Here is a 12,166-nt window from a genome sequence, read left to right as displayed (position 1 = left end):
CCTCCGGGGCGGCGGTCAGGGACCGGCCCAGGCTGCGGCCGTGGCGCCCGCCGTCGCGTCCACCGTGCGGAGCGCCCTGCCAGGCCCGGCCGTCAGCCCCGGGGGGCGTGGCCCCGGCGCCCGGTGGGACCTCCGGTGGACGCCGCGCCCTCTCCGCCGGCGGTGCGATGACGGGTATGACCTCCTCCCTCCTGCGAGGCCGCTGGGCGCTGCCGGTGCTGCTGACCGTCGCGGCGGTGCTCGTGGTGGCCTTCGTCGCCGGACCGCGCGCCCTGCTCAGCGCCCGGTGCGTGGCGGCCTGCGATCCGCACGCTCTGGGAGCGGCGCTCGCTCCCGCCCTCGCCGACTTCCTCCGCAGCGGAGACGGCGCGCTGCCCGGCGCTCTCGGGCAGCTGGTCGACCTGTGGTCCTGGTGGCACGCGACCAAGGTGGTGGTCTGCGCTGCGCTGGTGGCCATCACCGGCCTGCTCGGCGCTGCACTGCGGCACCGCCGATCGGCGGCTGGTCGCCGGACGGCGGTGTGGTGGGCGGTCTCGGAGGCGGTGGGGCTGGTGGCCGTCGTCGCGGCTGCGGGCCTGCTGGTCCTGAACGTCCAGGCCACCGCAGCTCCGCTGGCGGCGCTGCTCCCGCTCCTGCCGGAGGGCGCGGCGGGCCAGGGCCCCGGAGCAGCGGCCGCGCAGGTGCGAGCGCTGGTGGTGGCAGGTCCTGGGGCGGCCCCGTCAGCGTCGCTCAGCGTGCTGGTCGACGAGGTGGCCCGCTACCACTGGACCGGGGCGTGCGCGGCGGGTGCTCTGACTGCGGCAGCAGCGGCCGTGCTGGTGCGTGCGGTGCGCCGACGGGCGCTGGTGCTGGTGGTGGTCGCGGCGCTCGCCGTCGTCGTCTTCGGGCTGGTCTGCGCCCTCAGCGCTGCCTCCGCCCTGCAGCCGCTGGACGCGCTGCGCGGTCTCGTCGGGCCCGGGTGACCTGACGCAGCGAGCCCGCACCACCCGTCCCCGGCGGGGGGGCGGGTGGTGCGGGCCCGGCTCCGCGGTCAGGAGACCGCGGTCATGCGCTCGCGCAGGTCAGATGTCGTAGTACATCTCGAACTCGTGCGGGTGCGGCCGGAAGCGGATCGGGTCGATCTCGTTCTTCCGCTTGTACTCGATCCAGGTCTCGATGAGGTCCTCGGTGAAGACCCCGGAGTCGGTGAGGTACGTGTGGTCCTCCTCGAGCGCGTCGAGGACGGCGCCGAGCGAGCCCGGCACCTGCGCGATGGCGTCGTGCTCCTCGGGCGGCAGCTCGTACAGGTCCTTGTCCACCGGGTCCGGCGGCTCGATCCGGTTCTGGATGCCGTTGATGCCGGCCAGCAGCATCGCGGAGAACGCCAGGTACGGGTTGCACGACGGGTCCGGCACGCGGAACTCGATGCGCTTGGCCTTGGGGTTGGAGCCCGTGATCGGGATGCGCACGCACGCGGAGCGGTTGCGCGCCGAGTACACGAGGTTCACCGGGGCCTCGTAGCCCGGGACCAGGCGGTGGTAGCTGTTCACCGTCGGGTTGGTGAAGGCCAGCAGCGACGGAGCGTGGTGCAGCAGACCGCCGATGTACCAGCGGGCCATGTCGGACAGACCGCCGTAGCCGGACTCGTCGTAGAAGAGCGGCGAGCCGTCCTTCCACAGCGACTGGTGCACGTGCATGCCCGAGCCGTTGTCACCGAAGAGCGGCTTCGGCATGAAGGTGACCGTCTTGCCGGCCTCCCACGCCACGTTCTTGATGATGTACTTGAACAGCATGATCTTGTCGGCCGACTTGGCGAGCGTGTCGAACCGGTAGTTGATCTCGGTCTGGCCGGCGGTGCCCACCTCGTGGTGGGCGCGCTCCACGCCGAGGCCCTGTGCGTCGAGCGCCAGGCTCATCTGGTCGCGCAGGTCGGAGTAGTGGTCGGTCGGCGGGACCGGGAAGTAGCCGCCCTTGTAGGGCGTCTTGTACCCGCGGTTGCCGCCCTCCTCCACGCGACCGGTGTTCCACGCGGCCTCGATGGAGTCGATGTGGTAGTAGGCCTCCTGCTGGGAGGTCTTGAAGCGCACGTCGTCGAAGATGTAGAACTCGGCCTCCGGCGCGAAGAACGCCGTGTCGGCGATCCCCGTGCTCTTGAGGTACGCCTCGGCCTTCGCGGCGATCTGGCGCGGGTCCCGGCTGTACGGCTCGCCCGTGATCGGGTCGACGATGTGCATGTTGATGTTCAGCGTCTTCTCGACGCGGAACGGGTCGACGTAGGCGGTGTCGAGGTCCGGCACCAGCTTCATGTCCGACTCGTTGATGGCCTGGAAGCCGCGGATCGAGGACCCGTCGAACATCTGGCCCTCGGTGAAGAAGTCCTCGTCCACGGTGGCCGCGGGCACGTTGAAGTGCTGCATCACACCGGGCAGGTCGCAGAAGCGGACGTCGACGAACTTGACGTCGTTGTCGCTGATGTACCTGGTGACCTCGTTCGCGTCCTTGAACATCCACCCTCCTCGGGGGGTCGCGCTGGCACGTCTTGGTGCGTCTGCCGTCGTCGCACGCTAGGGAGCACGCGTCTCCGGCACGTGACGCCGGCATTTCGGGAACGTTACGGGGGTGGCCGTCGGCGCCGGAGATCGGCCCGGCGCCGACGGCCGGTCAGGGGTGGTGCAGGGTGTCTCAGCCCTTCACCGCGCCGGCGAGCAGCGCCGCCGCGAACTGCCGCTGGAACACGAAGAACACCAGCAGGGTGGGCGCCAGGATGAGCAGCGACCCCGCGCACAGCAGGGGGATGTCCGTGCCGTACTGGCCCTGGAAGGCGCCCAGGGCCCCCGCCATGGTGCGCCGGGTGGGGTCGTCCACCATGACGATCGCCAGCAGGAACTGGTTCCACGTCCACAGGAACAGCAGGATCCCCAGGCTCGCCAGCGCCGGGCGGGCCAGCGGGACGTGGATGCGCCAGAAGAGCTGCCAGAGCCCTGCGCCGTCCACGCGCGCGGCCTCGGACAGCTCGGCGGGCACGGTCGCGAAGTGCGCCCGCATCCACACCACGGCGAACGGCATGTACAGCCCCAGCAGCGGGAGCACGATGGCCCAGCGCGTGCCGAGCAGACCCATCTCCCGCACCTGGTAGTACAGCGGGATGACGACGCCCTCGAAGGGCAGCGTCAGTCCCAGGAGGAAGAGCACCAGCAGCACGCGGTGGCCCCGGATGCGCAGCTGCCCCAGCGCGAAGCCGGCCATGGTGGCGAACAGCAGCGCCGCAGGCACCACCCCCACCTCGATGAGCAGCGTGGACCCGAGCAGCTTGCCCATCTGGGCCGCCTCGACGGCCCGCGCGAAGTTGCCCCACTGCGGGTCCTCGGGCCACGTGATGCCCTGCGGGTAGGTGCCACCGGGGTGCAGCGCGGTGACGAAGAGGCTGATGAACGGCACGATCGTCACGGCCATGAGGACGACGAGGAGCACCCGTCCGAGCAGCGCCTCGCGGCGCGAGACGATCACTCCTCGCCCCTGCGGGTGACCCACTGGACCGGAAGCACCACGAGGACGACGAGCACCATGAGCGCCATCGCCAGGGCGCTGGCCAGGCCCACCTCGCGCTGGGAGAAGGCGAGGTAGAAGATCTGCAGGCCCGGCACGCTGGTGGCGCCGCCGGGGCCGCCCTGGGTGGAGATGTAGACGATGTCGAAGCTCGACAGCGCCGCGATGACCGTCACCGTCACGCACACGGCGATCTCCTGGCGCAGCCCGGGCAGGGTCACCGCGAAGAACTCCTGCACGGGTCCGGCGCCGTCCAGGCGGGCCGCCTCGTAGAGCGCGGTGTCGATCTTGCCCATGCCCGCCAGGAGCAGCACGGTGCACAGCCCCAGGAGCACCCAGGCGCCGATGAGGCCGACGGCGGGCAGGGCCGTGTCGAACTCCCCGAGCCAGGCGCGCGCCAGCTGCCCCAGGCCGACCGCCCGCAGGAGCTGGTTGACCAGGCCCGTGCTCGAGAGCAGCCAGCTCCACATGATGCCGGCGGCCACCAGCGGGATGACCTGCGGCATGAAGACCACGGTCCGGGCCACGCCGGCCAGCCGGGTGGTGGCGATGCCGCGGATGGTGTTCGCCACGAGCAGTCCCAGCACCACCGGGACGGCGCTGAAGAAGATGATGAGCTCGAAGGCGTGCAGGATCGGGCTGAGCAGGCGCTCGTCGGTGAGGATGCGGACGTAGTTGTCCACCCCGACGAAGCGCGCCAGCCCGATGCCGTTCCAGTCGTACAGGGAGTACTGCAGCGTCAGCGCGATCGGGCGCAGCACGAAGACCCCGTAGAACAGCAGCGCGGGCAGCACGAACAGCCAGCCCGCCCAGGCGGCCGCCCGCCGCCGCGCGGGGCGGCGGGCGGACCGGGTCAGGAGCGCCAAGGTCAGTTCCCGACCTGGCTCTCGTAGTCGGACTGCACGCTCTTCAGCAGTCCGTCGGGCGTCTGCTGGCCGGCCGCCATCTTCTGCAGGTTGGGCGTCCAGCTCTGCGCGTAGATCGCGCCGGTGGCGTTGGCGAGGAAGTCCATCGCGCCGTCGTCGGCGGTGATCTTGGCGCCGGCCTCCAGGGTCTGCGCCGTCACCGAGCTGGCCTCGGTCGGAGGCATGAAGGCGTCGGCGGGTCCCATCGGGTGCGAGCCGCCCACCTGCACGGTGGTGGTGCGGGCCTGCTGGTCGGTGGCCACCCAGTCGAGGAAGGCAGCCGCGCAGTCGGCGTGCGGCGCCTTGTTCGCGATGCCGAACGTGAGCGGCGCCGACATCGCGGCCTGCTTGCCGCCCGCCTCCTGGGCCGGCATGAGGAAGAACCCGGCCTTGCCCGTCATCTGCTCGTCGAGGTTGGCGGACTCCCAGTCGCCGTCGAACATGAACAGGCCGTCGCCGCCGATGAAGCGGCTCATCATCGTCGGGTAGTCGACGGAGTTGACGTCGGAGGCGAAGTACCCGGCCTTGATCCACTCCTCCAGCTTCTGCGCGGCCTGGAGGTTCTGCGGGGTGTCGATCGTGGCGCCGGACTTGTTGAAGATCCAGTCGTTGAGGTCGCCGGGGGAGCCGTAGGCGGCCATGAGGTTCTGCAGCGGGAACAGCAGACCGCCCGTGGCGCCGCCGTTGAACTGCTGGATGGGGGTGATGCCCGCGGCCTTGGCCTTGGCCAGGGCGTCGTCCAGCTCTGCGATCGTGGTCGGCGGTTGCGTCATGCCGATCTTCGCGGCGAGGTCCTTGTTGTAGAAGACGCCGGTCATGCTGAAGTTCAGGCCGAGCGCCTGCAGGGCGCCGTCGCCGCGCTCGCCGTTCGACCCCACCCGCAGCTGCTGCAGCTGGGAGGCGGGCCACTGGTCCCACCCGAAGGCCTTCGCGTAGGGGTCGAGGTCCTTGAGCAGCCCGTCCTTGGCCAGCTCGGACATCTGCGGCAGGCGCATGAGGTCCGGCGGGTTGTCGGCGAGCACGCGGGGCGCGTTCTGCGTGATGACGGCGAACTGGTCCTCGCGCACGTCGAAGGTGACGTTGGGGTTGGCCTTGGTGAACTCGTCGAAGAGCGCCTTCGGCAGGGGAAAGCCGGACTCGATGTACGCCGACAGCTTCACGGGCTCGGTGCCGCAGCTCGGCTTCTGGCCGGCGGCCAGGGTCGACGTCGACGACGGGCCGCTGGCCGCGGTGTCGCTGCCCGGCGCGGAGCACCCGGCCAGCAGGAGTCCGGCGGCGGCCAGCGCGGCGACGCCGGCGGGGCGGCGCAGCAGCCGGGCGGCCCTGGGCGCGGCGGGGGTGTGGGACATCTCGTGCCTCCTTTGGCAGCGCGGGGCGGTGGTCACCCGGCGCCACCAAGGCTCCGCGCGGCGGGGGTGGGTGGACAACCGCCACGTGGCGCGCTGGCGGGGGGCGGTTCCGTCGCGGTGGCGGCTTCCCGCTGCGCGCCGCCGTGTCCGAGGCTGGACGCCCGGCGCGGGCCACCGACGGCCCCGCGCTGCCTCGACGAGGTCTGGTGAGCACATGACGACGTCTGCCAACGGGCTGGTGCCCGCACCGCCGATGGACCCCGAGGTCGCGGCCGCGCTCGCGGTGCAGCTCGAGACCCCCTCACCCATCACCGAGGCCGACATCCCGCTCAAGCGCGCCGAGGACGACGCCGCCGCCGAGCTGGCCCAGCAGCGGGTGGTCGACCTGGGGCTGGTCCGGACCGAGCTGACCGCCACCGGTCACGACGGCGCCCCGGTGCCGCTGACGCTCGTGCACCGACCGGACCGGACCGCCACGAGCCCGCTGGTGTACTTCGTGCACGGCGGCGGGATGATGCTCGGCACCCGCTGGAGCGGCGCCGACGTCTTCCTCGACTGGGTCGAGCGATACAACGCCGTGGTCGCGACCGTCGAGTACCGCAGGGCCCCGGAGCACCCGTACCCGGTGCCCCAGGAGGACGTCTACGCGGGGCTGCTGCACCTCGCCGAGCGCGCCGAGGAGCTGCGGCTGAACCCGGCCGCGGGAGTCCTCGCCGGCATCAGCGCCGGTGGGGGGCTGGCGGCGGCCGCCGCCCTCATGGCCCGCGACCGGGGCGGCCCGGAGCTGGCCGGGCAGCTGCTCCTGGCCCCGATGCTCGACGACCGCGGCACCACCTGCTCCACCCGGCAGTACCCCACCGGCATGTGGAACGCCGTGGAGAACGAGCTGGCGTGGCGCTCGCTGCTGGGGCCGCTGCACGGCACGGACGCCGTGCCCGCCTACGCCGCCCCCGCGCGCGCCCAGGACCTCTCGGGCCTGCCACCGGCGTTCGTCGAGGTCGGCAGCGCCGAGGTCTTCCGGGACGAGGCCGTGGAGCACGCCAGCCGCACCTGGGCCCACGGCGGCCAGGCCGAGCTCCACGTGTGGTCCGGCGGCGTCCACGGCTTCGGCACCTTCGAGCACACGGTGCTGGCGCAGGGGGCGCTGCACTCCGCGCGCAACTGGCTCGACAGGGTCTTCGGCGTCAGCGGCAGGCCCTGAGGGGACGATGACCCGGTGATGCGACCGTGAAGGAGCTGATCCAGCGGCTCAGCGCCCTCGACGAGGACGCCGGCGCCGCCATGAAGATCATCCTCCACTTCGACACCCTGCTCGGCCGGGGCGCGGGGCTGGAGTCGTTCCTGCGCGGTGCCGCCGTCCTGGCCGGTCACCCCGCGGGGCTCGCCCACCCCCAGCACCGCCTCCACCTGCGCGTGGGAGCCGACGGGCGCCCGACCGATCCGGTCACCGACCCCGCCCAGGCCGAGCGCTGGCCGCACCACCTGCTCGACGACGGCTCCGGGGCCGTGGTGTGGGTGGAGCGCCCCGTGCCCAGCTCCCTGGACGGCGTGCTGCTGGAGCGGCTCGCCGCCGGTGTCCACCTCACCCTCGAGCGGGTCTCCCCGGTGGCGCTGGACGACGACGCGGGCGCCGTCGAGATCCTCCTGTCGACCTCCTCGGACGACGCCCGCCGCAAGGCCGCCCGCCGCCTGCGCCTGCCTGAGGGCGCCCGGGTGCACGTGGTCGCCTCGGCGGCCGGCGCACCGGCGCCCTTCAGCCGCCGCAGCGCCGTGCTGGCCACCCCGGACGGCGACGTCCGGGCCTCGCTGGTCGAAGCCGTGCGCTTCTCCTCCGCCTGCCTGGCGGGGGTCGGCAGCGCCGTCGGCCTGCACGACCTGCCGGCGTCGTGGTCCCAGGCGCTGGTGGCCCTGCGGCTGGCCTCGCGCATCGCGCCGGTGGTGCGGTGGGAGGAGCTCGGTGCGCTCAGCCTGCTGGCCGACGTACCGGCTGCGGTGCGCGCCTCCCACCCCGACGTCGTGGCGCTGCGCGAGGCCGCCCGCGAGCCGTGGGGGCTGGACACGCTGGAAGCCGTGGTGCGCACCGAGAGCAGCCGCGCAGCCTCCGCGGTGCTGGGCCTGCACCACTCCACCGTCCAGACCCGGCTGGGACGCCTGGAGGAGCTGCTGGGCTACCGCCTGGCCACCGCCGACGGCCGCACCCGCGCCACCGCCGCGCTGGTGCTCCACCGGCTCACGCCCGCCTGACCCCTCGCCTAGCCTGGGGCGGGTGAGCGCACCCGTGGACGCCTGGCCCGGTCAGGGGCTGGGTCTGCCCGAGGCGGGCCCCGGCTCGATGGCCACCCCTGGGCGGCGCGTCATCGCGATCGTCGTGGACTGGCTGGCCTGCTCGCTCGTCTCGTTCGCGTTCTTCGACTACGACCCGTTCGCCACCCTGCTGCTCTTCGTGGCCGAGCAGGTGCTGCTGGTCGCCACCCTGGGCGGCAGCTTCGGGCACGCCCTCGTGGGCCTGCGCGTCCACCGGCTCGTCACGACGACGACGCCTCCGCCGCCGCTAGCCGCGCTGCTGCGCGCGGTGCTCGTCGCCCTGGTGCTCCCCGCGTTCCTGCCGGGCGGGGACGGGCGCCAGCTGCACGACAGGCTCGCCGGCACCGCGCTGCTGCGCCGGCGCTAGCGTCGTCGTCGTGGAGCAGGTCGAGACCCGCGTCGTGTACGCCAACCCCTGGATCAGCGTCCGAGAGGACCTGGTCCGGCGCGAGGACGGCACCACCGGCGTGTACGGGGTGGTGGACAAGCCCGACTTCTGCATCGTGCTGCCCCGCACCACCGCCGCCGACGGGCCCGGCGAGGGGTGGTGGCTCGTCGAGCAGTACCGCTACCCGGTGGGCGCCCGCCGCTGGGAGTTCCCGCAGGGCACCTGGCCCGCCGGCGCCTCCGGGTCCCTGGAGGACCTCGCCCGCGCCGAGCTGGCCGAGGAGACCGGCCTGCGCGCGGCGCGCCTCACCCCGCTGGGCAGCGTCGACCTGGCCGCCGGCATGGCCTCCCAGCGCGGCCACGCCTGGCTCGCCGAGGGGCTCACCCCGGGGGAGCAGCAGCTGGAGGAGTCCGAGGCCGACCTCATCACCCGCTGGGTCTCCCGCGACGAGCTGGCCGCCATGATCAGCGACGGCCGGCTCGTCGACGCGATGACCCTCGCGGCGCTGACGCTCCTCGCGGCCCACGAGGGCCGCTGACCCCCCCCGGTCGAGAGGTCGTCGTCCCTACTCCTCGAGCGAGGCCATCGGGCGGCGCAGACCGCGGGTGTAGACCAGCAGGTAGGTCAGGCCGATCGCGGCCCACACGCCGCCGGCGATGAGCGCGTCGCTGTGGAGCTGGGTCCACAGCAGCACGGTCATGAGCGTCGCGACGCCGGGGACGATCGCGTTGCGGACCCACTCCCCGGCGGTGCGGAGCTCGCGCCGCCGGACGGCGAAGTGAGCGATCACCGAGGCGTTGACGAACGTGAACGCCACCAGGGCGCCGAAGTTGATGCAGGCCGAGATGAGCTCGAGGGAGAAGTCCACCGCCAGCAGGCACACGGCGCCGACGATGATGATGTTGACCACCGGGGTGTGCGTGCGCGGGTTGATCCAGCGCAGCCCGCGACCGGGCAGGGCGCCGTTGCGACCCATCACCAGCAGCATGCGGGCGACGCTGGCGTGCGAGGCCAGGCCCGAGGCCACGGTGGCCACGAACGCCGCTCCCACGAGGAGCGCCTGGAACAGCGGGCCGCCCACGAGGTGGCCGATCTGGGGCAGCGGGTCGTCGGTGAACTCGCCGAACGGCGCGTTGGTGGGGAAGCGCAGCTGCGTCACGTACGCCGCCACGAGGAAGATCCCGCCGCCCAGCAGCACCGTCAGCATGATCGCCCGGGGGAGGGTCCTGGGGGTCTTGGCCTCCTCGGCGTACATCGTCACCGCGTCGAAGCCGATGAAGGAGAAGCACACGACCGTGGCGCCGGTGAGGACCAGCGGCAGCGTCGTCTCCGGTCCGGCGAAGGCGCGCGTGCTGACGAGCGTGCCGGCGCCCTCGCCCTGCAGCAGCTGGTAGCTGGCGATGACCACGAAGACGGCCATCACCGTGATGGCCGCGGCCAGCAGCACGAGGTTCACCCGGGACGTGCCGCGCATCGTGATGGCCACCAGCGTGGTGGTGCAGACCGTGTAGACGACCACCACCAGCCAGCTGGGCACGGTCGGGAAGACCTGCTCCACGTACAGCTTGACGATGAGGGCGTTGACCATCGGCAGGAGCAGGTAGTCGAGCAGCGACGACCAGCCGACCATGAAGCCGAGGTTGGGGTGCATCGCCTCGCGCACGTAGGTGTACGCCGACCCCGCCGAGGGGAAGACCGAGACGAGCTTGCCGTAGCTCGTGGCCGTCAGCGCCATGACCACCAGCGCCAGGACGTAGGCCGACGGCACCGCCCCGCCGGTGGTGTCCGAGACGATCCCGAAGGTGTCGAAGACCACCGTGGGCGTCATGTAGCCCAGGCCGAGCCCGACCAGGGCGATCAGGCCGAGGCTGCGGGTCAGGCCCCCGCCCCTGGTGCCGGCCCCGGCGGCCGGGGTGCTCGTCGCCGTCATCGCTGCTCCTCACGCCCACGTGGAGCGCTCCCGCACTGGAGCGCCCGGGCAACTTTCGGGGTCGTGGCAGCGCCTGTCCAGAGACGTCCCGGCAGTTGGCCGATGCTTTCCAGGCAGCGCTCCGGTACCTGCGAGGCATGGTCAGCTGTCGAGTCGCGCGAGGAAGGCCCCCAGGTCAGCCGCGCCGGTGAACAGGTGCGCCACCATCCCGGCGGCCTCGGCGCCGGCCACGTGGCGGGGGGAGTCGTCCACGAAGGCGCACGCCGCGGTGGGCAGGTCGAGGTCGGCGGCGACGTGCCGGTACACGGCGGGGTCCGGCTTGGCCAGGCCGATGCGCCAGGTCGCGTAGACGCCGTCCACCTCGTCCTCCACGCCGAGGCGGACGAGGTCGGTGTCGAGCCGGTCCGTGGCGTTGCTCAGCAGCACCACCCGGCGCTTCCTGCGCTGGTCCCGGACGAGCTGGAGCACCCCCGGGTCCACCTCGCCGGCGGAGGCCGACCAGCTGGCGACGACGTCGCGGGCGGCCTCCAGGGGCACGCCGTGGGCCTGCGCCAGGCGCTCGGCGGTGCCCTCGCGCCACTGGCGGTCGGTCGTCTGCCCGGTCACGACCGAGCGCAGAGCCGGCCTGTCGAACGCCGCCCGGTACAGGGCGCCCCGGGGGACCCCGGCGCGCGCCTCCGCGTCGGCCCACTCGTCGGGGTCCCAGCGGCGCAGCACGCCGTCGACGTCGACGACGAGCGCGCGGATCCGCTGCGCGCCCGGTGCGTCGCTGGTCAGCGGCCCCTCACCGCGCGCCGGTCAGGCCGGGCGCGGAACGGGTCGATGCCCTTGGAGATGGGCGGCCGCACGCCGCCGAGCGCCTTGAGGCGCTTGGTGACCTCGGCGACCTCCTGCTTGGTGAGCTTGCGCTCCAGGCGCTGGACCTTCTTCGGCAGCTTGGGCAGCGGAGTCTGGCCCTCGCCGCGGCCGCACTGGATGGTGTGCAGCGGGACGTCGCGCAGCACCCGGGCGGTGCGGCGCTTCTCGTCCTCGAGGAGGCGGTTCACCCGGGGCGCCGGGCCGTCGGAGACGAGGATGACGCCGGGGCGGCCGACCACGCGGAAGACGACGTCGCGGGTGCGCGGGTCGATCGCGACCGGCTCCTCCTCGACCAGCCACCCGCGTCGCAGCGTGCGCAGGGCTGCTCCGGCGGCGCCGGGCTGGCCCTCGAGGCTCTTGTAGGCGGCGGACTCCGCGCGGCGCGCCAGCACGAACAGCGCCGCGAGCACCGAGAAGAGCAGCCCGATGATGCCGAAGTAGATCCAGTGGCCGGTGAGGACGCCGACGACCTCGAAGACCGCGAACGGGATGACGAGAGCGCCGAGCATCCACCACTTGGTGGACGGGTCGACGCGGGCGGTCATCCGGTAGACCTCGCGCATCTGCGCGATGCGACCGGGACCGGTGCGGGGCTTGCGGCGGAAGAGCCCTCGACGACGCCCCTCCGCCGGGGCGGACGAGGGCGCGGGGTCGGAGCGGCGGGCCATGGCGGAGATTCTAGGCGCGCTCTCGGACGCCACCCGGCCGCCGTGCGGCGACCAGGCGACGGCCGTCCGGAGGGTTGTCAGCTCCAGCGGGCCATCAGCTGAAGCGGGCGAGCACCGCGGACGCCTCCTGGCGGGCGGGGCCGGCGGCTGAGGCGGCGCCCAGGTGGGCCAGGTGTGCCGGCAGGCTCCCACCGCGGGCGGCCAGCGCCGCCGCGTACAGCCGCCCCGCGCGGTAGGAG

General features: G+C 73.1%; 12 protein-coding genes and 1 pseudogene. 5 read left to right on the top strand and 8 right to left on the bottom strand.

The features are described 5' to 3' along the window. Positions 1-176: 176 nt before the first annotated feature. On the top strand, positions 177-962 hold the full coding sequence (locus tag FMM08_RS17090) for a hypothetical protein (RefSeq protein WP_147927598.1): 786 nt from the start codon (positions 177-179) through the stop codon (positions 960-962). 99 nt (positions 963-1,061) lie between these two features. Here FMM08_RS17090 and glnA read toward each other — a convergent pair whose 3' ends face one another. The 4 genes from glnA to FMM08_RS17070 form a co-directional block, all read right to left on the bottom strand. Next, a complete protein-coding gene (gene glnA / locus FMM08_RS17085; RefSeq protein WP_147927597.1) occupies positions 1,062-2,486 on the bottom strand; it encodes a type I glutamate--ammonia ligase in 1,425 nt (474 codons plus the stop codon). A gap of 175 nt (positions 2,487-2,661) precedes the next feature. Next, entirely contained in the window at positions 2,662-3,486 is an 825-nt protein-coding gene (locus FMM08_RS17080; RefSeq protein ID WP_147927596.1) for a carbohydrate ABC transporter permease, read from the bottom strand. After that, positions 3,483-4,391: a carbohydrate ABC transporter permease gene (locus FMM08_RS17075; RefSeq protein WP_222710878.1), complete on the bottom strand. Its 909-nt coding sequence runs from the start codon at positions 4,389-4,391 to the stop codon at positions 3,483-3,485. Before FMM08_RS17075 ends, FMM08_RS17080 begins: the two co-directional genes overlap by 4 nt. Positions 4,392-4,393: 2 nt before the next feature. Then, positions 4,394-5,779 carry an ABC transporter substrate-binding protein gene (locus FMM08_RS17070; RefSeq protein WP_147927595.1) on the bottom strand — a complete coding sequence of 462 codons (1,386 nt, stop codon included), beginning with the start codon at positions 5,777-5,779 and terminating at the stop codon, positions 4,394-4,396. A gap of 214 nt (positions 5,780-5,993) precedes the next feature. On the opposite strand from FMM08_RS17070, the gene FMM08_RS17065 reads away from it, so the two are divergent. Genes FMM08_RS17065 through FMM08_RS17050 form a run of 4 tightly spaced genes read left to right on the top strand, consistent with a single transcriptional unit; the run spans position 5,994 to position 9,009 of the window. Next, a complete protein-coding gene (locus FMM08_RS17065) occupies positions 5,994-6,980 on the top strand; it encodes an alpha/beta hydrolase (protein ID WP_147927594.1) in 987 nt (328 codons plus the stop codon). A gap of 26 nt (positions 6,981-7,006) precedes the next feature. Next, a complete protein-coding gene (locus tag FMM08_RS17060; protein WP_147927593.1) occupies positions 7,007-8,023 on the top strand; it encodes a helix-turn-helix domain-containing protein in 1,017 nt (338 codons plus the stop codon). 22 nt (positions 8,024-8,045) lie between these two features. Continuing rightward, positions 8,046-8,450 carry a hypothetical protein gene (locus FMM08_RS17055; RefSeq protein WP_222710877.1) on the top strand — a complete coding sequence of 135 codons (405 nt, stop codon included), beginning with the start codon at positions 8,046-8,048 and terminating at the stop codon, positions 8,448-8,450. A gap of 10 nt (positions 8,451-8,460) precedes the next feature. After that, positions 8,461-9,009, top strand: a complete 549-nt coding sequence (locus FMM08_RS17050; RefSeq protein WP_147927592.1) for an NUDIX domain-containing protein — start codon at positions 8,461-8,463, stop codon at positions 9,007-9,009. A 27-nt stretch (positions 9,010-9,036) separates the two neighbouring features. Here FMM08_RS17050 and FMM08_RS17045 read toward each other — a convergent pair whose 3' ends face one another. The 4 genes and pseudogenes from FMM08_RS17045 to FMM08_RS24160 form a co-directional block, all read right to left on the bottom strand. Beyond that, positions 9,037-10,401 carry an APC family permease gene (locus tag FMM08_RS17045; RefSeq protein ID WP_187279816.1) on the bottom strand — a complete coding sequence of 455 codons (1,365 nt, stop codon included), beginning with the start codon at positions 10,399-10,401 and terminating at the stop codon, positions 9,037-9,039. A 141-nt stretch (positions 10,402-10,542) separates the two neighbouring features. Beyond that, positions 10,543-11,148: an HAD-IA family hydrolase gene (locus FMM08_RS17040; RefSeq protein WP_369431752.1), complete on the bottom strand. Its 606-nt coding sequence runs from the start codon at positions 11,146-11,148 to the stop codon at positions 10,543-10,545. A 26-nt stretch (positions 11,149-11,174) separates the two neighbouring features. After that, the gene (locus FMM08_RS17035) at positions 11,175-11,927 is read right to left on the bottom strand and encodes a DUF4191 domain-containing protein (protein ID WP_147927590.1); all 753 of its coding nucleotides are present in this window, start codon (positions 11,925-11,927) and stop codon (positions 11,175-11,177) included. A 94-nt stretch (positions 11,928-12,021) separates the two neighbouring features. Continuing rightward, positions 12,022-12,166: pseudogene (locus FMM08_RS24160) on the bottom strand (lipoyl synthase); the annotation flags it as partial.

The sequence above is a fragment of the Quadrisphaera setariae genome, assembly GCF_008041935.1.
Taxonomy (GTDB): domain Bacteria; phylum Actinomycetota; class Actinomycetes; order Actinomycetales; family Quadrisphaeraceae; genus Quadrisphaera; species Quadrisphaera setariae.
Note: the sequence above shows the minus strand (reverse complement) of the source record. Positions and strands in the feature narration are given on the sequence as shown.